Source organism: Bradyrhizobium oligotrophicum (assembly GCF_051168495.1).
In the GTDB taxonomy this organism is placed as follows: domain Bacteria; phylum Pseudomonadota; class Alphaproteobacteria; order Rhizobiales; family Xanthobacteraceae; genus Bradyrhizobium; species Bradyrhizobium oligotrophicum_A.
This window is the reverse complement of record NZ_JBNPVB010000017.1, coordinates 64,074-88,470: the sequence shown is the minus strand read 5'-3', so window position 1 is coordinate 88,470 and position 24,397 is coordinate 64,074. Positions and strand designations below refer to the sequence as shown.

Sequence of the window (24,397 nt, the reverse complement as noted above, 5' to 3'; positions counted from 1 at the left end):
ACAACCGAAATATATCGATGATTTCGTCGCGGGCTGTTCAGGACGGCGGTGCGGCTTGGCGTTGCGCCAGCAGCGCGGCCCGGATCTTCTGCAGCAGGCTGGTGTAGATCTGGTTCCAGGCCGGATCCTGCCCGTTTGCATCAAGTCCGCGCTTGGTCAGGCCAAGGCTGATCCGATAGACGGTCAGCGCGCCGTCGATCTTGCCGAGCGGAACGAAGGCGTCGCCGAGGCTCTGGTAGGACGTCGCGAGCGATTGCTGCAGCGACGAATCGTTGGGCGCGATGCCGGCGAGCCGGGTGAACAGCGCCGCGTTGGAGCGGCGCTGTTCGAACGCTTCGGCATGGCGGCCCTGGGCGGCGAGCACGTCTGCCAGCAGAGCGTGGCCCCAGGCTAGATCGCGCTGAAAGCCGAGATTGGTGCGATCGGCTGCCGTCAGCTTCTGGACGATGGCGAGGCTGGCGGAATAAGCCGCATGCGCGCCCGGAAGATTTCGCTGCACGAACAATACGGCGCCGATTCGATTCAAGGCCACTGATAGGTTGCGTTGAAAGCCGGCATTGTCGGGATCGGCCTGGGTCAGGTGCCTGACGATATCGACGCTGTGCTTGTAGTTCTGCAATGCACCGACCAGATCGCCGGCGGTTGCGGTGCGGTCGCCTTCCGCGATCTGAGCGGCGGCGTGATCCAGCAGTCGTCCTGCGCCGACCGTCACACCGACGGCAAGGCCGCCGCGAGCAACGTCACCGCGCGGCTGCGCCAGCAGCGTGGCAAGCGCAATCGGCTCGTCACCGCCGGTCGGGGCCGGTGGCGAACTTGCTGCCAAGGCGGCATCGTGCGGAGCGGCCGAAACCTGCAGGCGCGGTTGCGGACGCACGCCCTGTCCGAAGCCGGGGATTCTGCGCACCATCCCCTCGACCTGTTCTGCCGTGATCAGACGCGTGCATTCGAATTGCCGGGGCGTGCCCTTCCACCGCGGACACCACAGAGCATCCTCGTGATCGAAGCGATGTCGCGCGTCATTCCAACAGCTGTTGCAGGCGTGATGGTTGATGACGCGATAGGGGGTCGCAAACTCGTTGGTCGGATGAGTGAAGCCGCTGATCAGCACGACCGGCGTTCCGACGGCCCAGGCCAGCCATGACAGGCCGGAGGAGAGGCCGATGAAGAAGGCCGCGTGCCGCAGCCAGCGGGCACGCTCCTGCAGCGGCCGGTCCCCGGTCTGATCCTCGGCATCGGCGGGACGCAGCGTCCGGAAAGCTCCGTGGCTGCGCTCCGCCTTCTGATCGATGCAGATGACCCGGTATCCGCTCGCCTTGAGGAAGCCGACGATGCTCCGCCAGCCGTCGGGATTGTTCCAGTGCTTGCATTGAGTCGTGGCCTGTACGGCGATGCAGACATAGGGTTCCGCGATGGGGCGGCCTTCATCGCTGAGCGCCACGCGTGGCGGCCGTTCGGCCGGGTCGACGCCGAGAATGTAGGCTGCGGTCCGGTGCAGGCCGACCTGCCGGAAGTCACAGGGCTGATAAACCTGGTCTGCATCGTCGAAGAACAGGGCGACCGAGTAGGTCGCGTAATATTGCTCCGCCCGAACCATCTCGTGAGTCACGAACGTGACGTCCGGATAGGAGGCGCGGAACAGCGGGATCAGCGTTTCTCCCATCGCGCAGATGAGCCGGCACTGGTGCAGCTCCTTGAACTTCACGGCATAGCCCAGCCACCCGATGACGTCGCCGATGGTGCCGACCGGAAACTGGATCAGGACGTCGCGTCCGGTGGCGTCGTAATCGTGGCGCAGCAGGAGTTCGGACGCTGACCAGACTTCGAGCCTGAATGGGACGAAGTAGCGCTTGCTGCTGTTGACGTGTCCCGAGCGCAGCTCGACGTCGAACAGGACGTTGGCGGTCTCGAGATCGCTCAACCGGACACGCCAGGGCTGTCCATTGTCGGGCAGCATGACGCGGCAGCCGTCGTTGAAGTCGAAGCGCAGGCCCTGCGGTCCGTCCTGGGTCGGGACGGCCGATGGCGGCGGCAGTCGCGGCCTGTCCGCGCGATCGCGCGCGTCGGTGCTGACGCCTGATGGAGCGTCGGTCGGCTGTATCGCAACCGTCGGCACCATCGGGTTCGAGGCACCGGAAAAGTTTGCAACGTTCATGTTCAGGTACTGATGCGGCCGGCGCTTCCTCGCCAAACAACTCGCAGGCCGCTGCTGATCGGGCCGATTACTCCACGAAGGCGCGGCGCCACTGATCGAGCACCGGCTTCATCAGATAGCTGAGCATCGTGCGGCTCCCGGTCTGAACGTACACTTCGGCCTGCATGCCCGGCATGAGATTGACGCTGCCGAGCCGCTTCCGCTCCTCGTCCGACAGCGTGATCCTCACCGTGTAGAAGGTGGAGCCCGTTCGCTGGTCGTTGGTAATGTCAGGCGACACGAACGAGACCTGGCCGCTCAACTGCGGCGTGGTGCGCTGGTTGAAGGCGTTGAAATGGACCATCGCATCCTGTCCGGTGTGGACGTGATCGATGTCCTTGGGCTGCACATGCCCCTCGACCTGCAACTCGTCGGAATCAGGAACCAGCTCCATGACGGTCTCGCCGGGCTTGATGACGCCGCCGATGGTGTGAACCGCAAGCTGGTGGATGGTGCCGGAGTTCGGCGCGCGCATTTCGATGCGGTCCAGCTGATCGCGGGCGGCGACGCCCTTCTCGACCAGATCGCCTTCCTTGGCCTGCGCTTCGCTCAGATCCTTCACCACTTCGCTACGGAAATCCTGATCGATCTTGACGGTCTGCAGTTCGGCTTCGCTGATCTTGGACTTCGTTTCTGCAACGCTGGACACCAGCTGGCCGCGTTCACCGTCGATTCGGGCGGCTTCCCGCTGCAGCGTCGTCAGCCGCGTCAGCGGGACGAGGCGCTTGTCATAGAGATCCTGCACGCCGGCCAGTTCGCCCTTGATGAGGTCGATCTGCTTGTTCTTCGAATCGAGCTGAGCCTCCATGCCGCTGATCTCGTTGTTGAGCTGAACGATGCGCCCCTGCAGCAATTCCTTCTGGCTCCTGCGCGTGACGGCACGGGCCTTGAACAACGCATTCTCCGAGGCGATCACCGCACGAACGTGAGGATCGTCGGCACGGGACGTCATCGTTGCCGGATAGTCCGGCTGCTCCAGGCCGTCGCGCTCGGCGGAAAGGCGAGCAATCTTGGCGCGCTGCTCGTTCAGCTGTTTGGTGATCGACTGCAGCTGGGCCTGGCTCTGCGTCGCGTCGAGCCGCACCAGCAGATCGCCGGCCGCGACGCGCTTGCCATTGTCGACCTTGATTTCCGCGATGATACCGCCGGTCGGATGCTGAATGGCCTTCACGTTGGATTGCACCACGAGATTGCCCGGCACCACGATCGCGCCGGCCAGCGGCACCAGGGTGAGCCAGCCGCCGCCGAAGACGCCCGCCACCAGCAGGACGCGCAAGCCGAGACGCAGTTCGTTTTCGAACATGCGGCCGACGCGCGGAACGAGCGACTCGTCCGAGTCGTCGTCGAGATCGGCCGCCGTTCCCTGCGTGGCAATGAAGGTCATGCCTGTCGTCAGCGCTGTCCCGGCGGTGCCGACCAGCCGACGGACCCCGGTCTGCGGCACGGCAGGGGCATGCGCAAGGCGGGCAGGGAGGTTCTGGTGTCCCATCGGCCGCGGAGCGACGACAGCGCTATCGCGTCGCGAATCCCTCAGGTCCACGACAGGGGCCGCATTGTTGCCCGGCACGCGCGCGGGCGCATTGCGTGGCGGCAGCGACAGCTCCGGCTCGTAGGCGCGCACTGGTGCGGGCCGTTGCCAATCCATCTCGCGGATGCCTTCGCCCCGGCGTGCCGTGCGGGGCGCGGGGGTGCCGAGGCCGAACAGCGACAGCGATGCGTCGAGGGCGCGGCCCATCCTGCTGCCTTTTTTCTTGGAGCGCGGCTTGGTCTTGGCTTGCGCCGGCGGAGGACGCCGTCGCTTCTTGCCGCCCTCGCGTGCGCTGCGACGCTGCCGCGGGTCGTCCTCCGAACCGTCGTCGAAGGCGCCCTGCAGCCGCTGCAGTTCGAGAATCAACGCATCGCCCTGCGGACCGACAGCGCGGCTCTTCGGTCGCACGTAATCGTCATCGTCGAAGGGCCTGAAGTCGTTGATGTGTTTCATTGATCAAGCGCTTTCTGCTGGGGCGGCGCGACGAAGCGATCGGGCGTTCGGATTTGGCGCCGCAGCGGGAGCGGCGACCCTCGGTGCAGCGGCGGCGTGGGCAATGGCGGGTCCTGCGGCGACCTTGTTGGCGCCGGCCACGCGGGCAAAGATCTCCTGACAGGGACCGAACGCGATCGCTTTGCCTTCGTACAGCACCAGCGCCATGTTCAGAGCATTCAGCGCGCTCGGACGATGCGAGATGACGATGACGATGCTCTGATTCTGCTGCCGCATGATCTGGATGGCGCGGCTCAGCGCATTCTCGCCGTCGGTGTCCAGATTCGCATTCGGCTCGTCCAGGACGATCAGGAATGGATCGCCATACACCGCGCGCGCAAGACCGACGCGCTGCCGCTGACCGGCCGACAGCGACATCCCGCCCTGGCCGATTCGCGTCGAATAGCCTTCCGGCAGCCGCAGGATGATGTCGTGGACGCCGGCGATCTGCGCGGCCTTGAGGATTGCGTCCGAACTCCCATTCTCGTCGAAACGGCAGATGTTGTCGGCGATGCTGCCGTCGAACAGTGCGACGTCCTGCGGCAGGTAGCCGATGTGGCGGCCGAGATCTTCGTTGCTCCACTGGTCGAGCGCTGCACCGTCGAGACGAACGCTTCCGTGCTGCGCGGGCCAGATGCCGACCAGCGCCTTCGACAGCGAGGTCTTGCCCGAGGCGCTCGCGCCGAGCAGCGCCAGACCCGTGCCTGCCTTGATCGAGAACGACACGTTTTGAACGATCGGGCGATCGGTGGCCGGTGCGGCCACGGTCAGCTCCTGGACGGTGAGCTCGCGGAACGGGCGCGGCAACGCCACCGGAGGCGCCTCCGGCTTGGCGGTGGCTTTGCAGATGTCGCGCAGCCGCGCGATGCCCTCGCGCGCGGCGACCAGCTGTTTCCAGCTGCCCAGCGCGATCTCCACCGGGGCGAGCGCGCGGCCCATCAGGATCGACGAGGCCATCATGACGCCGCCGGATGCCTGCTCGGAGACGACGAGCGCCGCACCGATGCCGAGCATGCCCGACTGCAGAATGAAGCGCAGCACCTTCGCGGCGGCCCCGAGATTGGCGTAGACGTCGCTGGCGCGGATATTGTCCTTCAGATAGCGCTCGTTGACGGCGTTCCAGCGGGCCGAGAAGCGATCGGACATTCCGAGCGCGCGGATCACCTCGGCATTGCGCTGGGTGGCATCGGCGAGAACCTGCCGCGCGGCGCTGGTGTCGCTGGCGGATTTGCTCGCCTGCCGCGACAGACGATCGGTGACGAGCGTCATCGAGATGATCGCCGCGGTGCCGATGACGGCGGTGATGCCGATCAGCGGGTGAAACAGGAACATGCCGATCAGAAAGATCGGAATCCAGGGCATGTCGAGAAAGGCGGTCGGTCCCATGCTCGACATGAAGGCGCGGAGCTGGTCGAGATCGCGCAGCGGCTGCTGCATCATCATCGGCTTGGTGCCGCGCAGCGGTAGGGTGGCCAGGGCGTGGTGAATCGCGCCCTGCAGGCTAGCATCGAACACGGTGGCCACGCGGCAGAGCATGCGGGTGCGTAACGCGTCGAAATAGCCCTGGATCAGATAGGCAACCAGAATCATGACCGACAGGCCGATGAGCGTCGCCAGGTTCTTGCTCGGAACCACGCGGTCATTGACCTGCATCATGTATACGGAGCCCGACAGCATCAGAACGTTGATGACGCCGCTGAACACGCCGATGCCGGCCATGCGCTTGAGCGCCTGACGTAGTCCGCGCGTGACCGGATCGTCGCTTCCCGAAAGAAGATCGTTGAGAGCAGCCGCGGCTTTCGTTTTCGGGCGGTCTTGAGCCAGACTCATCCAGACGCGTCTCCCAGACATCAGTGCTTCAATCAGCGCTATTGACAGTCGATGCCGACGAATTTCCGGCAACAATTGGACACGCGTCCCTTTCTGTCGCAGCGCTGCGCGCGAATTCTCCGTGGAACGGCACGGCGCGGGTTCCGCTGCAGATTGGTGTGGCGTGTGCGCGGCGATCGGCGCGCTCCGAAATCAGTTCACGATTCTCGATAGTTGCGACGTCAAGGCGCTATCCATGTACGACCCGCGTCACACATTGGTCCGGCTATCACCTTGCTTCTGCACTCATTGGCCGTGGTCCGGGCCGAATGAAGCCACGAAGGCGAATAAATCTTCCTGCGGTGCAACGCACAGGCGTTGGCATCACGACCGTGCGGTATTCGATGATGGTACGGAGAACGATCATGGCGGCGGCGGCTACACATCGACATGCGGCTCCGTGCATCAATACGAAACGCACAATCAGCTCAGTCGGTAGGAGCAATCGTCGGATTGTTCTGTCAACGAACATGCGGCGACGGTGAATCCGGCAAGCGGTGTAGCAGAGACGGTCGAGACAAAATCAAGGGGAGGGCGAAGCAGGGCCAGTCTCGCGCGATCGGAGCAACTCGTCACCGGCTCTGACCGCGACAGCTGACCAATCAAGGCGGTGACCGGGCCGGTCACCCTCAAGCATAGCGGGGCAACGATCGACATTCAGGACGGCGCGGTCGACGCCGAAGTCAGGCGAAGTTGCCACTCAAGAATATCCGGGGGACGACAAGTTGTTGGACTACATCACCATCGTCGGGACGCGTGATGCGGGAATGGATTCGGGTCGCGAGCCGGCCAGCAGGAGTCTTTCGTCGACCATCCTGCGCCGGATCGATCCGCGGAAGCGAAATACGGTCGCCGGATCGGCTTTGAATCGCGCCGATCGCGTGCGCGCATGTCGGGAGGCGCACGCATGAAGATTCGCAAGACCGACTATGGCACGATCATTCTGCACTGGACCCTCGTCGGGGCCACGGTGATCGCGTTCCTGACGGGGCTTCGCATGGCGACCGAAGCGCCGGGCCATGCCTGGATCGCGAACAATCTCGACTGGCTGCTGCCGCGGCACCGGACCTGGACCTGGCACATGCCGGCGGGGGTGGTGCTCGCGAGCGTCGCAGTCGCCTACATGATCTATATCTCGAAGTCGGGGCTCGGCCGGCGCGTCACCGTCGACAAGATGCGCGTCAAGGGGCTGCTCGGACGCCGCCCGGCGCGGCTGGGCTCCATCAGCGTGATGCTGCACTGGGTGCTTTTCATCTCGATGGCGATCCTGATCGTCACCGGCGGCATGCTCTTCTTCGGCGTGGCCTCCGGCTACGTCACCATGATGATCCACTGGTACGCGACGTGGGTCATTCCGGCCTTCGTGGTGCTCCACGTCCTGGTTCACTTCAGCATTGGCGGAACGATGCAGCTCTATCGCGTCTTCCGTCCGGCACCGCTGCCGCCGCCGCCGCCGAAGCTCGATCCCGTCGAGCTGCTCACGATGCTGGTCGAGCAGTCCGAAAAGCTGGAGGAGGCGGAGGCGCCTCCAAGAAGGCCGGCGCCTGCTGCGCGGCCCGCCGTGCGTGAGCCGGTGGCCGCTCCGCGGCGCATGGAAGAGCCGGTGCGTGGCCGCGTCGAGCCGCGCATGCCGCCGGGCCGGATACGTCCGCCGCAGGCTCCGGCGAAGGGCAATTCGCGCCGCCGCAATCCGAGCTTTCAGGCCAATCCGTTCATGGTCGCGACGGCTGCAGCGATCGTGGTCGGCTCGGCGATGTTCGCTGCCGACTACTACGCCGAGGACACGGTCACGGTGTACCGAATCGCCACATCCGACGCGCCGACGCTCGACGGCGATTCATCCGATCGCGTCTGGCGCAACATCCAGCCGCACATGGTGACGACCAATCAGGGCGACAATTTCGACGGCACCGGCGAATCGCGCGTGTGGATCAAGGCAGCGCATGACGGCATGTGGGTGTACTTCCTCGTGATCTGGGAAGATCCGACCCGTTCGTTGAAACAGCTGCCGATGATCAAGAAGGCGGATGGATGGCATCTGCTGCAGAACGGTTTCGACAAGGGGGACGAGAACGACTTCAACGAAGACAAATTCTCATTGCTGTTCACGACGCTGCCGATCACGCTGGCCGCAGACCGAACCTTCCACATGAGCTCGCAGCCGATGCCCGACAAGCCGGCGACGCTGTCGGGACGCGGCATCCACTACACGCCCGCACCGAATCTCTATGCCGACGCATGGTTGTGGAAGGCCACGAGCGGCGGCCCGACGGGCTGGATGGACGATGATCATTTCGGCCCGCCGGCCGAACCGACGCCGGACCAGGTGAAAGGGCTCGCGCCCTACAAGGGCGGCTTCGCCGCGGATCCGGGTACGGCGAACTATTCGGACAATTTCGTGATCGACAGGGAGGCGGCGAGGCTCGGGAATCGGGGCGTGAGACCAAAGCGCCTTCCGAAGGACGTTGCCGCGATGACGGCGGCGATGGGAGAGATCAGTCTCGATCCGAACATCGGCGAGAGCGAAGGCGCGCGCTGGTTCATGACGGAAGCCGAATCCGTGCCGTATTCCGCCGAAGCCGACGCCCAGACGCCGATCGGGACGGTCGTGCCCGGTGTTCTCATCAGCGGCGAGTTCACCGGCGATCGCGCCGACATCCGTTGTGCGGCCCGCTGGGCCGCCGGCCACTGGACGCTCGAAATTGCCCGCAAAATGGACACGAAAAGCAAGTACGACGTTCCCATCAAGAACGGTGTCTTCATGCGCGTCGCGGCTTTTGACCACACCCAGATCAGACATACGAGGCAGATCCGGCCGATGCGACTTGAGGTGCAGTAATGGGTAAGATTTGCAAGATCCAGTACAACAGGGAAACGTTCTACGCGAATGTGGGCGACATCCTGCTCGACGGCGCCATCAACAGCGGCGTGGATCTGCCCCATGACTGCCGCAGCGGAATCTGCGGATCGTGCAAGGTGACGGTCGTCGACGGCAAACTGTTCGGCGGGATGGAAGGCGACATGGCGCATGCGTGCCAGGCTCGCGTCGTGTCCGATCTGAAGATCATCACGGAGCCGGTGCCCGACACCGTCACCATGAACTGCGAGGTGGGTGATCTCGTGCGGCTCGCGCCCGACGTCGTCGGCGTGACGCTGGAGATGCCGAAGCCGCTGCGGTTCTTCCCTGGGCAATACGCAAAGGTTCAGTATCGCGGCTTCCCGACCCGCTGCTACAGCCCGACCTACCCGATGGTCGGTGCCCCCGACAGCCATCTGCTCTATCTGCACATCCGCATTCTGAAGGATGGTCTGGTGTCGTCGGCGTTCGGCCGCGACATCCAGGTCGGCCACCGCGTCAAGCTGACGGCGCCGCTGGGCACGGCCTTCTTCCGGCAGAAGCATCGGGGCCGCATCATCCTGGTCGCCAGCGGCACCGGCTTCGCTCCGATGTGGGCGATCGCGGTCGCCGCCATCACCGAAAATCCGAAGCGCGAGATCGTCTTCATCGTCGTGTCGCGCACGCTGCAGTCGTTCTACATGCATCAGGCGCTGTGCCGCTTGGCGCGGTTTCCGAACGTCAAGATCATCCCGATCGTGTCGGAGCCGCAGAACGTCTCGCCCGCGATCCGCAGCGGTCGTCCGACCGAGCACATGCCCGAGTTGCGGCCGGACGACGTCGTCTACACCTGCGGCGCGCCGGCGATGACCGAGGCCGTTGCGAAGATGTCGCGCGCGGCCGGCGCCAAATGCCACTGCGATCCGTTCGTCTCGTCGGCACAGCCCTCGGAGTCGAGTGGCGGACTGATGGATCGTCTCGTCGGCTGGCTCGACAGCCAGCGTGGCCGCCCGGCCATGTTCCAGCCGGCAGAATGAGATCGTGGCGGCCGCGACGGGCGCGGCCGCTGTCTCTTCTATTTTTAACCTGCCACGAAGGCGAGCAGCGTTCCCGTTGCGGAGGCCGGCGGCACCACGAGGCTCGCGCCGCTGCGCACGGCGGATGCGCCGAGCACCGCTTCCGTCGCGCTCAGATCATGCGAGGCCAACACGAGGCCGGCGCCGCCACGTTCGGGCAGGCCGGCGAGGGACACTCCAGGATAGCGCGCCGCCAGTTGATCCCTGGTCAGGAACACGAAATCGGCGCGGTCGCCACCCGAGGCGACGGTCACCGCGCCATCGGATTCGGTGCGCCCCTCGCGATCGATCAGGCGCGACAGATGTGCCGCATCCGTCGCCGGGTCCGGCGTCACGATCAGCGCCTGCTTGAGCTGCTTGGCTGCATTGGCGTGGCTCATCAACACCGGAATCCACACCGTCTCGCGCGTCTTGTGCTGGCAGGCGAAGATGCGCAGGCCGCCCGGGGCCTCCGTCACCGGCCATTGAAACACGCGGAATTTGGCGGCGGAGATCGTGCCGTCGGGGAGGGGCACCGGACGCTCGAAGTCGATCGGTCCGATCGGCTCGAATCCCCTGGCGCGAATCTCCTCGGCGCCCGCGGCCGAATCGATCGCCGTGAAGGCGATGCGCTCGATGCCTTCACCGCGCTGGGCGAGGAAGTTGCGAGTCGGAATGTTGTGGTCGGTCTCGGCGAGAATGCCGAGCAGCTCAATGTAATCGGGATCGAGCATGATGGTGTAATTACCCGATCCCATCTTGGCGCTGTGGGTGCCGCGCGGCGACAGCGTGAAGCCGAGCTGCTTCCAGGTCTCGGCCGCCGCGTCGAGATCCTTCACCACGACGACCGCGTGATCAATACCGATGACATTGTTGAGGGCCACGCGTTTGTCTCCTTGCAGCGAAATTGGCATATTGGCGGCCGAACTATGCCCAATCGACCCATGCGCCGCAACCGGCGCAGCCGGTCGCCGGGCGCAAGGCAAGATCGGTCTCCCCGACGCCGGTGGACCAGCAAGGATGAGTCGTCCGCGATGAGCACGATGAAACGAGACGTTCAATGGCCGCCATCCCTGTGGGCCGCGCAGACCCCGCCCGGACCTGATCTGCCGGAGCTTCAGGGCAGCGCGCAGGCCGAGGTCGTCATCATCGGCGGAGGCTTCACCGGCCTGTCGACCGCGCTTCATCTGCGCGAGTCCGGTGTCGACGTTGCGATCGTCGAGGCGATGGAGCCCGGCTGGGGCGCCTCGGGCCGGAATAACGGCCAGGTCATCCCGACGCTGTCTCGTCCCGATCCAGAGGATCTGATCGCCCGTCACGGCGCCGCCGGTGAGCGGTTCGTCACGATGCTGCGCGACAGCGCCTCCACGCTGTTCGACACGGTCAGGCGCTACGGGATCGACGCCGAGCACGAGCAGGCCGGCTGGGTGCAGCCGGTGCATTCGCCGGGCCGCATCAAGATCGCCGAGCGCCGGTTCAAGCAGTGGTCGAAGTTCGGCGCCGATGTCGAACTGCTGTCGCGCGATCAGGCGCGCGACATGCTCGGCTCGGACGCGTGGCATGGCGGCTTCTGGAACAGAACAGGTGGGCACATCAATCCGCTGGCGCTTGCGCGTGGCTTGGCCCGCACGGTGCTGAGCCTTGGCGGCCGCATCTATGCCCGCTCGCCGGTGATCGATTTCGCGCGGCGAGGCGATCGCTGGGTGGTGCGGACCGCGCAGGGCGAGCTGTCCGCCCGTGCGCTGGTGCTGGCCAGCAATGCCTATAGCGGCGAGTTTTCCAAGGCGCTCGCTCCCGATATCGCGCATGAGGTGATGCCGGTGCTGTCGTGGCAGATGGCGACGCAGCCGCTGTCGGACAACGTCCGCAAGACGATCATCCCATCGCGGCAGGCGATGTCCGACACCCATGGCGAGCTGTATTTCGCGCGCTACGATGCCCGCAACCGGCTGGTGACCGGCGGTGCCGTGATCGGCCCCGGCAATAAGGCCGGGCGGCTGAAGGCGCGCGTGGCCGAGCGCCTGCAACGGCTATGGCCGCAGATCGGCGAGGTCAGGTTCGACTATGTCTGGAACGGCTATGTCGGCATGACCACGGACTACATGCCGCGCATTCACCGTCTCGGCCCCGACGCCTATGGCTGGACCGGCTGCAATGGCCGCGCGGTCGCGCTGACGATTCCGCTCGGGGCCGAGCTTGCGAAGGCGGTGCGCGGCGTGCCGGCCAACGAACTGGCACTGCCGTTCACGGAGCCGGTGACGATTCCGGCGCATGCGCTGCTGCGACCGTTCGCACCGCTGATGCTGCTGCTGTACCGCTATCGCGACGCCCGCGAGATCGCCTAGAGCTCAGCCATGTGCCGTCCGGGCGAAGTCGCCACCCGGAATGGCTTCGAGCAGGGCCTTCGTATAGGGATGCTGCGGGGCTCCGAACACGTCGCCCGTCAGGCCATGCTCGACGACGACGCCGTCCTTCATGACGGCGACGAGGTCGCAGATCTGGGCCGCGACGCGCAGGTCATGGGTGATGAAGATGATCGAAAGGCCGAGCCGCTCGCGCAGGTCGGTGAGCAGCCGCAGGACCTGCGCCTGCACCGAGACGTCGAGCGCGGACACCGGCTCGTCGGCGACGAGCACGTCGGGCTTCAGCGCCAGCGCGCGGGCAAGTCCGATCCGCTGACGCTGGCCGCCGGAGAACTCGTTCGGGAAGCGATCGGCGGCAGACGGGTCGAGACCCACCAGTGCGAACAGCTCGCGCGCCTCGGCGAGCGCCTGATCACGCGGCGTGCCGTGCACCATCGGTCCCTGCGCCACCAGCTCGGCGGCCTTGCGACGCGGGTTCAGCGAGCCGAACGGATCCTGGAACACCATCTGCATCTGCCGGGTCCGCGTGCGGATTTCGTTGCGCGACAGACGCGCCCAGTCCTGGCCGCCAAGCAGGATCGATCCTGCATCCGGATCGATGAGGCGAATGATGCAGCGGGCGAGGGTCGATTTGCCGGAGCCGGATTCGCCGACGATGCCGAGCGTCGCGCCTTTCGGCAGCGTCAACGCGACGTCCTTGACCGCATGGGTCACGCGCGCGCCACGGCCGAGGAAGCCGCCGGTGCGATAGGTCTTCGACACGCCGGACAGCGCCAGAATCGTCTCTCCCGACAGCTTGCGTGGCGCCGCTGCCGCAACGGGCGGCACGGCAGCGATCAGTTGCCGCGTATAGGGATGTTGCGGATTGCGCAGCACGTCGGCTGCGGGACCATGCTCGACCACCACGCCATGCTGCATCACCACGACCCGGTCGGCAATCTCGGCGACGACGCCGAAATCATGGGTGATGAACAGCACCGCGGTCTTGCGCCGCTGCTGCAGCTCGCGGATCAGCTTCAGGATCTGCGCCTGCGTCGTGACGTCGAGCGCCGTGGTCGGCTCGTCGGCGATCAGCAGCTTCGGATCGAGTGCCAAGGCCATCGCGATCATCGCGCGCTGGCGCTGGCCGCCGGAGAGCTCGTGGGGGTACGCCTTCGCCGCGCGGAGCGGATCCGGAATGTTCACGTCGGACAACAGCGACTGCACGCGCGATCGGATGTCGGTTTTCGACAGCTCGGTATGGATGTCGAGAACCTCGCCGATCTGATCGCCGATCGTGCGCAGCGGATTGAGCGCCGTCATCGGCTCTTGGAATACCATGGCGATGTCGGCGCCGCGGATGCGGCGCATCTCGGCCGCTGTCGCGGTGCAGAGATCGCGGCCCGAGAACAGGATGTGTCCGCCGTCGGTGGTCACGCCGTCCGGCAGCAGCCGCATGATCGCATTGGCCATCATCGACTTGCCGGAGCCGGATTCGCCGACGATGCAGAGGATCTCGTGTTCGGCGATCGACAGCGACACCTCGGAGATCGCATGCGTGCGGTCGGCGCCCTTTGGCAGACGAACGCTGAGGCGGTCGACAGTGAGAATGGGCTCGCTCGAACTCATCGCTGCTTCAGCCGCGGGTTCAGTGCATCGTTCAGGCCTTGGCCGACCAGCGACACGGCGAGCACGGTGATCAGGATGGCGACGCCGGGGATCGCCGAGACGTACCATTGCACGCGCAGCACGTCGCGCCCGAGGCCGATCAGATTGCCCCAGGAGGCGACGTTGGCATCCGACAGCCGCAGGAAGGCGAGCGCGCTCTCCAGCAGGATAGCGACCGCCATGACGACGCCGGCATAGACGATCACCGGCGGCAGCGCATTCGGCAGGATCTCGCGCAGGATCAGCTGCGTGTCGCGCATGCCGAGCGTGCGGCCGGCCTGGACGAATTCGCGGCCGCGCAGCGACAGGAACTCCGCCCGTGTCAGCCGCGCCGGCGCGGGCCAGGAGACGATGCCGACGGCGACTGTGACCGTCGTCAATGTCGAGCCGAACACAGCCACCAGCACCAGCAGCAGCACGAAGTTCGGCAGCGTCTGGAACGCCTCGGTGATCCGCATCAGGACGTTGTCGATCCAGCCGCCATAGTAGCCCGCGAGCGCTCCGACCATCACGCCGATGGTCACCGCAATGAGCGTCGCGACGCCGCCGATCAGCAGCGAGATGCGGGCGCCGTAGAAGATCTGCGCCGCGATGTCGCGCCCCGAATTGTCGGTGCCGAGCAGGAAGCGTGGATTGGCGAACGGCCAGATCAGGGGCCGGCCGGCCAGCGCGAGCGGATCGCGCGGATAGAAATAGCCGGCGCTGACCGCCATGGCCACGACGATCAGCAGCAGGATCAGGCCCAATACAGCGGCAGGGCTGCGAAAATATCGCTTCACGGCATCCATCGCTAGCTCTCCGCCGTGATGCGGGGGTCGAGCCGCGCATAGAGCAGATCGGTGACGAAGTTGACCAGGATCACCAGCAGCGCCGATACGAACACGATTCCCAACAGCGTGTTGAGATCGCGCTGGATCACGGATTCGTAGGCGAGGCGTCCGAGGCCCGGCAGCGAGAACACGGTCTCGACGACGACCGAGCCGCCGAGCATCGTGCCCGCCTGAAGTCCGATCAGCGTCACCATCGGCAGCAGGGCATTACGCAGCACATGACGGGTGATGATGCGGGTCTCGTCGAGGCCCTTGGCGCGCGCGGTGCGGACGAAATCGAGATTCAGCACCTCGAGCATCGAGGCGCGCATGATGCGCAGGTAGATCGCCAGGAAGATCAGGCCGAGCGTCAGCGACGGCAGCACCAGATGGCTGGCGATGTCGAGCACGCGCCAGATCCCGGTCCTGACCGCGCCGATGTCCTCGAAGCCGCCGGCCGGCAGCCATTGCAGATAGATCGAGAACACCACGATGGCCATCAGGCCGAACCAGAACGAGGGCGTCGCGTAGAAGATCAGGCCGACCGTCGAGATCAGCGTATCCGGCCATCGGTTGACGCCGCGCGCTGCGATCACGCCGAACACCAAGCCGAAGAAGAACGCAAATGACAGAGCGGAGGTCATCAGCAGCAGGGTCGGCGGCAGCCGCTCCAGGATGACGGCGGCGACCGGCTTGCCGTAGATCGCGGAGAAGCCGAGATCGAGCCGCACCAGGCGCCACAGATAGTTGGCGAGCTGCATCGGGACCGAGACGTCGAGCCCATAGAAGCGGCGCAACTCGCGGGCGGTGGCCGCGTCGCCGCCGCCCATCTGGGCCATCATGGCGTCGACCGTGTCGCCCGGCGCGAACTGCAGCAGGAGGAAGACGCCGATCAGGATCAGGAACAGGGTTGGGATCGAGGCGGCGAGCCGCCGCCCCGCAAGGCTCAGGATGCGCATGGCCTCATTCTGACCGAGTTCGGCTCACGCGGAAAGCCACAGATCGTGCCAGCTCGACGATCCCCAGCGCGGCGTGTTCGAATGGTTGCGCGCCTTTGCGGTGATCACGGTGACGAAGATCTGTTCGATCGGCATCCACACCGGCAGCTCGGTATTGGCCTCGCGCACGAAGTCGGCATAGAGCGCCTTGCGCTTGGCCGGATCGACCTCGGTCGCCGCGTCATCGATGATCTTGTCGATCTTGGCGTCGTCCCAGCCCCACTGGTTGGTCCACGGCGCGCCCTTGGGCTGGCCGGAGCGATACCAGACGGTTGTCGAGACCGCGGGATCGTTGCGGTACTGGTGCCAGCCGGTGGCGAGGTCGAACGCGTGCTCATCATAGACCTGCTTGAGGAAGCCGCCGCCGTCGTTGCGCACGATCTCCACGGCAATGCCGACCTCGCCCAGCGACTGCTGGATGAAGGTCGACCACAGCGAGATGTCCTCGCCCCACGGGGCGGGCAGCAGCTTCAGCGCGAAGCGGGCGCCGCCGGCGCCGGGCTTGTAGCCGGCCTCGTCGAGCAGGGCCGCGGCCTTGGCCTTGTCGTAGGGATATTGCGGCGTGTCGGCGCCCGGATAGAAATCGGTCGAGGTCGACGGGATCGGTCCGGTGCCGAGCTTGGCGAAATCGCCGAGGAAGTTGTCGATGAAGAAGGGGACATTGATCGCATGCGCGATGGCGCGGCGGACCTTGACGTCCGCCAGCTCCTTGCGGCGGACGTTGAATTCGAGCGTGTTGGTACGCGCGTTGCCCTCGTTGCCCTTGGTCGAGACGATGAAGCGCTTGTCCTTGCCGAGACGCGCCATGTCCGAGATCGTCAGGCCGGAGAACGGGCTGTAGTGCAGCTCGCCGGCTTCCATCTGGGCTGCGGCGGCCGATCGGTCGGTGATCACCTTCCAGACGATGCGGTCGAGATAGGGCGCGTTCGGCCGCCAATAGTCAGCGTTGCGATCGGCGATGATGTATTGCCCGCGCTCGTACTTCACGAATTTGAACGGTCCGGTCCCGATCGGTGCGAGGTTCACCGGGTTCTGGCGGATGTCGCCGGACTCGTAGATGTGCTTGGCCGAGACGTAGCCGAGATCGGGCAGGGCCCGCAGCAGCAGGTTGAGCGGCATCGGCCGCTCGTAGCGGAAGATCGCGGTCTGCGGATCGGGCGTGTCGACGGCGGTCAGGAACAGCTGCAGCGTTGATCCGTAGTTGAGGATCTTCTTCCACATGTTCATGGCGGTGAAGGCGACGTCCTCGGATGTGAACGGCTTGCCGTCGTGCCAGGTGACGCCCTTGCGCAGCTTGAAGGTGACGGTCTTGCCATCGGGCGTGGCTTCCCAGCTCTCGGCGAGCACGCCGACCGGCTGACCATTGGCGTCGAGGTCGACGAGATTCTCCTGGATCTTGCCGCCGATGATGTAGACACCGGTCGAGGCCTGCAGGCTGGGATTGAGCTGACGCTGCTCGGCGCCGTAGTGCACGTTGAACACGCCGCCCTTGCGCGGGGTCTCTTGGGCGAAGGCCCGGAACGGGTTGACCACGTTCGCCGCGATCGCGGCAGAGGTCAGAAGCGCGGTACGGCGGTTGATCTCAAAACGGCTGGAACTCATCAACGTCTCCCGAAGGCCCTCGGCGAAGCTGGCCGATGGTGCAATGCCGTGGACCTTACGCGGATCGTCAGGCCAAGTCATTCCGAATTGCGTGGACCGACCGTCGCAGCCGCAAGGCCCGCTCGGTCGCCATCGGAAAATGGATTGCTCGTATACGAACGATCGGCAGGATGCCTGGACTTCCGCAGCGTCATGGCGGAGGTATTGTTTGCGCTCGCGGCCCCGGCGAGGCGGCCTCCGGGGCTGCCCTAGACCGCGTCCTCCACAGGAGGATTCGTATCTCGCGCGCAACTTCGGAGAAGAGAGAGGGCGGTGTGCTATTTGAGGTCGGCGTGTCTTGCCTCTTCACCGGCCGGCAGGTGCAGTTCGAAACGGACGTCGTGCTCGGACGGCAGCAGGTCGATCTGCCCGCCGTGGCTCATCATGATGGCGCGCACGATCGCCAGCCCCATCCCGGTGCCGCCGCTGTCGCGACGCGTGGTGAAGAACGCGTCGAAGATCCGCTCGCGGTTCGCTTGCGAGATCGGACTGCCGTCGTTGCTCACCCTCAAGACCTGCTGACCGGTATCATTCTCCAACTCGAGGCTGATCGTCCCGGCCCCATGACGCACGGCGTTGTCCGCGAGATGGGTGAGGACGATCAGAAGGGTCTCGCTCGAGAGCCTGATGGGACGGTCCAATGCGCCACGTGTTTCGATTCCGGCCGCGGGAAAACGCGCGCGCAGCGCGTCCATCACTTCGGCCAGGCTGCTCTGATCACTGTGCTGCACGGCTTCGGCACGGGCCAGCTCGCGCAGACGCTGCGCCATCCGGTCCAGCCGCTCGGCATCGCCAAGGATGTTGGTGAGAAACTTCTCCTGCTCGGCGTGCGTGAGCCGGCCCGACGTGGCGTGCAGCGAATCCAGCAGCAGCTCGGCCGCGCCCTTGATCGAGGTCAGCGGCGACTTGAGCTCATGGGTCAGGTGCGCGGAGAAGTTCTTGATATAGTTGGATCGCCGCGCGAGCTGGTCGGCCATGGCGAAGAAGTGCTCGGCCAGCTCGGCGAAGTCGCGCGTGCCATAGTGGGCGAGCGGGCGGAAGCCGGTGGGATCGTTGCGGCCGATCCGGCCGGCACGATCGACCAGCTCGCGCATCGGCCGCGTGATCGTGCGTGCCACGATGAGGCCGACCAGCAACGTGGTCAGGATGATGGTGGAGCCGGCGGCAATGAACTTGCCGCGCTCCACGTAGAGATGCTCGAAGATGTTGCGGGGCGTCCGCGAGGTGTAGATGACGCCGGCGACATGATCGTTGACGATCACCGGCATGGCCGAGAAGACGTGGACGCCGACGCCGCGGCTGATCGAATAGATCGGCGGCGGCGCCTTGTCGGGAATGCGGATGCGTAGCGCTGCGCTGTACCTTCCCGTCAGTGCGGCGGCGACCTCGTCGATATGGCTAAGCGACTTGCCCATCTCGTCGCGGCCGGCGATCACGACGCCCTGCGGGTCGAGCACGCGATATCCCGCCAGCGTCACCTTCTGGGTTTCGCGGATGATCGGCAACAGCCGCGCGCCGATCGCGACATAGGCGGGATCGGCAGGCCGGACCGCTTCGCGGGCATCCGGCCGGCGGACGAACAGGTCGTTGGCCAGGAGATCGAGCAAAGGGCGGATCGGCGTCACCTCGTCGGAGGCATCGGGCCGGGTCTCGGGCGGCAGCTCGGCGCCCAGCGGAATGCCCGCGGTGAGGCGTGCCGAAACCTCCTCGGCGAAGACCGCCGCGAGCACGCCGCTCTGTGCGATCAATTCGGCCTGGGTCTGGCGGATCAACTGATTGTCGTAGATGCGGAAGAAGAACAGCCCGACCAGCGGCAGGGTGCCGACCAGCGCCAGCACCCCGAACACGATCTGTCCGAGCGACGGCCGCCACTTCGTCTTGGGCTTGGTGGCCATCACGTCCCGCCGCAGCGGCCCAGCCGGAAGCCGACGCCATGCACCGTCTCTATGGCATCCTCGCAGTGGACGGCGGCGAGCTTGGCGCGGATGTTGCGGATGTGGCTGTCGATGGTCCGGTCGGAGACCTGGATGTTGAGCTGATACGCCGCGCTCATGATCTGGTCGCGGCTGTACACGACCGCGGGGCGCGTCATCAGCGTGCGCAGGATGCTGAATTCGAGCGCCGTGAGCGTGAGCGGCCTGTCTCCGAAGCGCGCCACATGTTGCTGTGGGTCGAGGCGCAGCCGGCCATGGACGAGCTCCTCCGGATCGGCCGAGCGTTCGGTGCCGCCGGACGTCACCCGCCGGAGAATGACGTTGACGCGGGCGACGAGTTCGCGCGGGCTGAACGGCTTGGTGACGTAGTCGTCGCCGCCGATTTCGAGCCCGAGGATCCGGTCGATTTCCTCGTCCCGTGCCGACAGGAACAGGACCGGCACCTGCGAGGTCCGCCGGATGCGCCGGCAGACCTCGAGGCCGTCGAATTCCGGCATGCCGACGTCGAGCACGATGAGGTCGGGCCGGTCCTCGGCGAACCGGACCAGCGCGGCGCGGCCGTCGGCCGCCTCCGTGACCGCCATGCCCGCCTTGCTCAAGGCAACGCGCAGGACCTCGCGGATGTGCGGATCGTCGTCGACGATGAGGATTCGGGGGGACACGATCGGGGCTCCGCGGCGGGACATCAGCTTGGTTTCTGGGACACGGGATGTGTATCGAGATAGCGCTGCAAGCGCCAGCCGCGGAACGTCCAGGAGCGCCAGTTGGCCATGTCGCTTGCCTGCTGCTCCAGCAGCCGGTCGTTTATCCGCGACAATGCTGGCTCCTGCGGCAACAGCAGCATGGCTCGCCGGACCGCCGGAAGGGCCCGCGGGCCGAGGCTCACGAGATACGGCATGTCGATGGCGACCCCGGTCCGTCCTGCCTCGCGGCTGTGGACGACGTTGTAGTCGGCGATCAGTCCGGTGAAGTTGACGAGGGCGCAGCAATAGAGGGTTGCGGCGAGCGTCACCAGGTTCATGCGGACCAGCCACACCGTCGAGCGGTCGAGGACGATTCGGGCCACGATCAGGATCAGGCCGACTGCAACCAGCGCCATCCAGATCAGCGCCGCGATGCGCCAATGGGTCAGAAGGTAGGTTTGGATGTAGATGTGGACCCGCTGCAAGGAGGATATCACCAGCAGCAGATTCTGTCCGACCCAGAGATAGACCAGCGGACGGATCAGCCGCGGCTCATCCTCCCGTCTGGCGCGGACGGCGACGATGACGAAGGCCGCGGCCAGGAGTGCCGTGGCGATCAGCGGATAGCTGCCACGGTGGGCATAGGTGGCGTAGGTCATTCCGTTCGGAAGAGCCGCATGTCCCCACAGATAGGCGCCATCGAGCATGTTCTGGATCGCAAATAGCAGGTTGAACAGGAGCAGCGAGCGGACCGCGGTTTGCGGACTGAGCAGAGGCGTAACGACCGATGGTGCTTCATCGGCTCCGGCATCGATCGGTGCGTCCGGCGTCTTCGTCTGTTGCCGCCAGCGCAGATGGATGAACGGCCAGATCAGAGACAGCATCAGAAACCAAAACAGAGGGCGGCCGAAGCTCAGGCTGGAGACGATGTGCTGGGGCTGTAGTTGATCGAGCCAATGCTCGATCACGGGATTGGCCGCAGCAAACAGGAGGCTGAAGACGAGGCCGAGCGCGACCGGGATGCTCCAGGCCAGCAGAAGCCGCGTGAAATCATGGGCGCGAAACGTGGCGATCATGTCGGGTATGAGCCTGAACGGTCCGACCAGAAGCAGCTGTCGTGCGGACGTCAGCGGCAGGCCGAGCCCTGATGCGATGGGATTGGTTGATAGGGCGACGACCGAGATCGTGACGAGGACAACGCACGATGCTGACAGCAGGGTCAGATCCTCGATCGCAGGTATCAGGCCGACGACGAGCATGATGACCGCAAGCATCATGCGCGTCCGAACGATGCTGGCATGATTGGCGAGCAGGCTGGCCGCAACCAGCGCTGCGACGAAGAGCGGAAAGGACAGCCCCGGGACCTGATCGTAGAACAGGACGTCTGCGAGCCCGAGAAGCGCGAAGGCGACGGCGAATTTGTGCCACATGGAGAGAGGGGCGGTCGGAGCGGCCGTCAGCTCGGCGGTGCTGGTCATTTGCGAGGATCCTCGTTGGTCACGACACGGCTGGCAGTCGCCAGCCGATGACCGAGCATGACGCGGCGGCGTGCAGCCGCTCCCGAGCGGGTCTGCAGCATTTCAGGATTTGTTTGCAGATTTCGTGCAGACGCAATTCCGCAGCTGGCGCAGGCGGATCGGCGTTGTTACGCAGGAGCCGTCCTTCCTGCAATGATCGGCTGCACACATGCTCGGACGTATCAGAACCGTGGTCCTCTGGATCCTCGCTCTGCTCTTCATCTTCATCACGCTCAACAGCAACGAGCCGTATCTGGTTCGCCTGCGCGGGACCGGCCACGCCGCCCTGCTGATGATCGGCATTGCGGCTCCGCTCCTGCTCTTGCTGGGCGGACGCTGGCGCCGGGGCGTCGCGGGGCGGCTCTTGGTGCTGACATGGTGCATCCCATTGCTCGCTCTGACAGCAACGCAATTCATGTTCGCTTGGCGCAAATACGAGACATTGCGGACCGCGCCGGAGGTGGCGCACCTGCTCGGACGCCATTTCATCGTCGGCTATACGTCAGCAGATGATGCCGCGGCGTTGGCGCGGCAGGGCCTGATCGCCGGCGTCTACGTGACTCACCACAACGTGCGGGGACGGACCGCCGCTGAATTGGGCGGCGACATCGCGCGACTGCAGGTCGAGCGAACGAAAGCCGGGCTGCCGCCGCTGCTTGTCTCGGCTGATCAGGAGGGCGGCAAGGTCGCACATCTGTCTCCGACCCTGCCGAACATGCCTGGGCTCGCGACGCTGGCCGATCTGCCGGCAGCCCGGCGCACGCATGACGCATTCGAGATGGGGCGCGCCCAAGGACGGGCATTGGCGGCGGCGGGCATCAACTTCAATCTTGCCCCGGTCGTCGATCTCCGTCCGCGCTGGACGCGCAACCGCCTCGACTTCCACACCCTCATCGGACAGCGGGCGATCTCCAACGATCCGGCCGTGGTCGGCGATATCGCGCTCGGCTATGTCCGCGGTCTGGACGCAAGCGGTGTTCGTGCGGCGGTCAAGCATTTCCCCGGCCTGGGGCGCGTGGAGGCCGATACGCATCACTTCTCGGCACAGCTCGACACATCCGCCGATATGTTGGAACAGTCGGACTGGCAGCCGTTCCGTCAGGTGCTCGGCAACTCGCATGCGGCGATGATGGTCGGTCATGTCGTCGTCGAGGCGATCGATGCGGAGCGGCCGGCCTCGCATTCCAAGGCCGTGCTCGACGGCCTCATCCGCGGCCGATGGAGCTATCAGGGTGTGATCGTGACCGACGATCTCGTCATGGGGGCGATCTACGGTCGCGACCTCTGCAAGGCCGTCGTTGAGGCGCTCAACGGGGGAGCCGATCTTCTGCTCGTGGCTTATGACGGCACCCAGTTCCATCGCGTGTTCGCCTGCGCCAGGCAGGCCCTGGCGGAAGGACGGATCGATCTGGAGGCATTGCGCAGGAGTGACGAGCGGTTGGCGCGCTGGACGCAACGAACCGACGAATCCCAGGCGGCAAACATCTCGGCAATCGCTGGAGAGTCTTCGGGCGGGCAGCGGAAGGCCATCGACTAGGACGGCGAGCGCTCGTCGTCGTCAGCGCGGACCGTTGCCGGTCCAGTTGCGCCAGGCAACGTTGGAGAGGCTGCGCAAGTCGGTGGCCAGCGGGCGCCGCGCCTGTTTGTCATAGGGGCCGACGACCTGTTCCGACTCGCGGATCTTGAGCTGGAGGTCTGCAACCTGCCGTCGGGTCCGTTCGATCGCCTTGGCGTCGGCGCTCTCGCCGACCGTGAAACGTGCCGTCTCGATCTGCTTGAGCGCTGCGCGGTTCTTCTTGAGCTGAGCGCGATGCCAAGCAACCTTGCTGTCACTATCCGCAACCATGATGCACTCCTGAAATGCCGCAAAGACTAAACAACCGAGTCTTGATTCGCGACTGCGTCAGGCCGCGGCCCGGAAACACTGCAGTACCGTTTCTTTGCCGATCTCCGCACCGGGGCACAGCCGGTTCCATGACGGCTTGCATTTTGTTCTTTTTTTGTTCTATGATATTGCCATCTCGATCTCCGGTCTTGAAAGGTGCAGCCATGCGCGATCTCAATTTCATTCGAGCGGAAATCGACCGGCTGCGCATTCAGGTCGGCCGGCAGCGGCGAGAGATCGTACAGCTGCAGCGCGCCGGTATTGCCACGCAGCCGGCGCAGGCGCTGCTGCAGCGAATGCTGGCAAACCTGGAGGGGTTGCGTGAGCAACGTGAGCGGCTCAAGCTGGAGCAGGCGGATGATCTGCCGCGCCGGGGCCGGGGGGCCAGGCACGGCTGAGCGGGGGGCCTCAAAGAAGCAGATTGCCGCCGCGTCCGGGGCCGTCGCCAGAATGCGCAGAACGTCTTGTTCCGCATTCGAGCGGCGTCTATGCGGACTTTTTCGTGGTGTTCGCCTGAGGGGGAAACATGGGGTGCTGCGCTGAGGCTTTGCCACGGCTCGCATCTGCATCGCGCGTTTTCGGCATGACGAGGTCATCGCCCGCGCCTGCGAGTTCGTCGGGCGCGACCTCGCACGGCTTGATCTCCAAATTGTTGTCGAGGACCTTCTCGCCGTGGGGATCGAAGGTGACGAGATCCGCCTGCTCTGCCGCGTCCCACACCTCACGCTCCGTCCGGAACGCGCGGGTCAACCTTTCGTCATTCTCAAACAAGGCATAAGGCACGAGGAGCTCCTGATCGCAGTCCGCCTGCGGAGAGCCCGGTTCGCCCGCGCCGCGCAGTATGCTCGCGGTACGGTCCAGGGCCGCTCCCGCAAACAAACAGCCGCCAGCCATTGCTGTTCCATGATCCGTCGGTCGATCAATCGATCAGTTGTGACAATCGGTCGTG

Annotated in this window: 19 protein-coding genes; 6 read left to right on the top strand and 13 right to left on the bottom strand. The window is 65.4% G+C overall.

Features of this window, described 5'->3' with window-relative positions; genetic code table 11:
• Window positions 1-37 precede the first annotated feature (37 nt).
• The 3 genes from ACQR1B_RS27345 to ACQR1B_RS27335 form a co-directional block, all read right to left on the bottom strand.
• A complete protein-coding gene (locus tag ACQR1B_RS27345) occupies window positions 38-2,152 on the bottom strand; it encodes an autotransporter strand-loop-strand O-heptosyltransferase (protein ID WP_434835486.1) in 2,115 nt (704 codons plus the stop codon).
• 67 nt (window positions 2,153-2,219) lie between these two features.
• Entirely contained in the window at window positions 2,220-4,172 is a 1,953-nt protein-coding gene (locus tag ACQR1B_RS27340; RefSeq protein WP_434835485.1) for an HlyD family type I secretion periplasmic adaptor subunit, read from the bottom strand.
• Between the two features lie 3 nt (window positions 4,173-4,175).
• On the bottom strand, window positions 4,176-5,930 hold the full coding sequence (locus tag ACQR1B_RS27335) for a type I secretion system permease/ATPase (protein ID WP_434835561.1): 1,755 nt from the start codon (window positions 5,928-5,930) through the stop codon (window positions 4,176-4,178).
• Between the two features lie 878 nt (window positions 5,931-6,808).
• Here ACQR1B_RS27335 and ACQR1B_RS27330 point away from each other — a divergent pair.
• From ACQR1B_RS27330 to ACQR1B_RS27320, 3 genes are read left to right on the top strand one after another with little or no spacing between them, the layout of a single operon-like run.
• The gene (locus ACQR1B_RS27330) at window positions 6,809-6,991 is read left to right on the top strand and encodes a hypothetical protein (protein WP_434835484.1); all 183 of its coding nucleotides are present in this window, start codon (window positions 6,809-6,811) and stop codon (window positions 6,989-6,991) included.
• Entirely contained in the window at window positions 6,988-8,919 is a 1,932-nt protein-coding gene (locus ACQR1B_RS27325) for an ethylbenzene dehydrogenase-related protein (RefSeq protein WP_434835483.1), read from the top strand. The genes ACQR1B_RS27330 and ACQR1B_RS27325 overlap by 4 nt, the downstream gene beginning before the upstream one ends.
• Window positions 8,919-9,953 carry a 2Fe-2S iron-sulfur cluster-binding protein gene (locus tag ACQR1B_RS27320; protein WP_434835482.1) on the top strand — a complete coding sequence of 345 codons (1,035 nt, stop codon included), beginning with the start codon at window positions 8,919-8,921 and terminating at the stop codon, window positions 9,951-9,953. The genes ACQR1B_RS27325 and ACQR1B_RS27320 overlap by 1 nt, the downstream gene beginning before the upstream one ends.
• Window positions 9,954-9,997: 44 nt before the next feature.
• Here the strand turns inward: ACQR1B_RS27320 and ACQR1B_RS27315 are convergent, their stop codons facing one another.
• Window positions 9,998-10,855, bottom strand: coding sequence for a VOC family protein (locus ACQR1B_RS27315; protein ID WP_434835481.1), 858 nt, complete (start codon window positions 10,853-10,855; stop codon window positions 9,998-10,000).
• Window positions 10,856-11,005: 150 nt separating this feature from the next.
• Between ACQR1B_RS27315 and ACQR1B_RS27310 the strand changes: the two genes are divergently transcribed.
• Window positions 11,006-12,316, top strand: a complete 1,311-nt coding sequence (locus ACQR1B_RS27310) for an NAD(P)/FAD-dependent oxidoreductase (RefSeq protein WP_434835480.1) — start codon at window positions 11,006-11,008, stop codon at window positions 12,314-12,316.
• 3 nt (window positions 12,317-12,319) lie between these two features.
• Here the strand turns inward: ACQR1B_RS27310 and ACQR1B_RS27305 are convergent, their stop codons facing one another.
• The 7 genes from ACQR1B_RS27305 to ACQR1B_RS27275 form a co-directional block, all read right to left on the bottom strand.
• Window positions 12,320-13,942 (bottom strand): ABC transporter ATP-binding protein, encoded by a 1,623-nt coding sequence (locus ACQR1B_RS27305; RefSeq protein ID WP_434835479.1) that lies wholly within the window; start codon window positions 13,940-13,942, stop codon window positions 12,320-12,322.
• The gene (locus tag ACQR1B_RS27300; protein WP_434835478.1) at window positions 13,939-14,769 is read right to left on the bottom strand and encodes an ABC transporter permease; all 831 of its coding nucleotides are present in this window, start codon (window positions 14,767-14,769) and stop codon (window positions 13,939-13,941) included. Before ACQR1B_RS27300 ends, ACQR1B_RS27305 begins: the two co-directional genes overlap by 4 nt.
• 2 nt (window positions 14,770-14,771) lie before the next feature.
• Window positions 14,772-15,749, bottom strand: a complete 978-nt coding sequence (locus ACQR1B_RS27295) for an ABC transporter permease (RefSeq protein ID WP_434835477.1) — start codon at window positions 15,747-15,749, stop codon at window positions 14,772-14,774.
• A gap of 24 nt (window positions 15,750-15,773) precedes the next feature.
• A complete protein-coding gene (locus tag ACQR1B_RS27290; RefSeq protein WP_434835476.1) occupies window positions 15,774-17,390 on the bottom strand; it encodes an ABC transporter substrate-binding protein in 1,617 nt (538 codons plus the stop codon).
• 317 nt (window positions 17,391-17,707) lie between these two features.
• Window positions 17,708-19,327, bottom strand: a complete 1,620-nt coding sequence (locus tag ACQR1B_RS27285; RefSeq protein WP_434835475.1) for an ATP-binding protein — start codon at window positions 19,325-19,327, stop codon at window positions 17,708-17,710.
• Entirely contained in the window at window positions 19,324-20,025 is a 702-nt protein-coding gene (locus tag ACQR1B_RS27280) for a response regulator (protein ID WP_434835474.1), read from the bottom strand. Before ACQR1B_RS27280 ends, ACQR1B_RS27285 begins: the two co-directional genes overlap by 4 nt.
• A gap of 23 nt (window positions 20,026-20,048) precedes the next feature.
• A complete protein-coding gene (locus tag ACQR1B_RS27275) occupies window positions 20,049-21,524 on the bottom strand; it encodes a DUF4153 domain-containing protein (protein WP_434835473.1) in 1,476 nt (491 codons plus the stop codon).
• Between the two features lie 208 nt (window positions 21,525-21,732).
• Here ACQR1B_RS27275 and ACQR1B_RS27270 point away from each other — a divergent pair, with 208 nt between their 5' ends.
• Entirely contained in the window at window positions 21,733-23,100 is a 1,368-nt protein-coding gene (locus ACQR1B_RS27270; protein ID WP_434835472.1) for a glycoside hydrolase family 3 N-terminal domain-containing protein, read from the top strand.
• A 21-nt stretch (window positions 23,101-23,121) separates the two neighbouring features.
• Here the strand turns inward: ACQR1B_RS27270 and ACQR1B_RS27265 are convergent, their stop codons facing one another.
• A complete protein-coding gene (locus ACQR1B_RS27265; RefSeq protein ID WP_434835471.1) occupies window positions 23,122-23,409 on the bottom strand; it encodes a hypothetical protein in 288 nt (95 codons plus the stop codon).
• Between the two features lie 203 nt (window positions 23,410-23,612).
• Between ACQR1B_RS27265 and ACQR1B_RS27260 the strand changes: the two genes are divergently transcribed.
• On the top strand, window positions 23,613-23,846 hold the full coding sequence (locus ACQR1B_RS27260) for a hypothetical protein (protein WP_434835470.1): 234 nt from the start codon (window positions 23,613-23,615) through the stop codon (window positions 23,844-23,846).
• Between the two features lie 88 nt (window positions 23,847-23,934).
• Here the strand turns inward: ACQR1B_RS27260 and ACQR1B_RS27255 are convergent, their stop codons facing one another.
• Entirely contained in the window at window positions 23,935-24,342 is a 408-nt protein-coding gene (locus tag ACQR1B_RS27255; protein WP_434835469.1) for a hypothetical protein, read from the bottom strand.
• Between the last annotated feature and the right edge of the window lie 55 nt (window positions 24,343-24,397).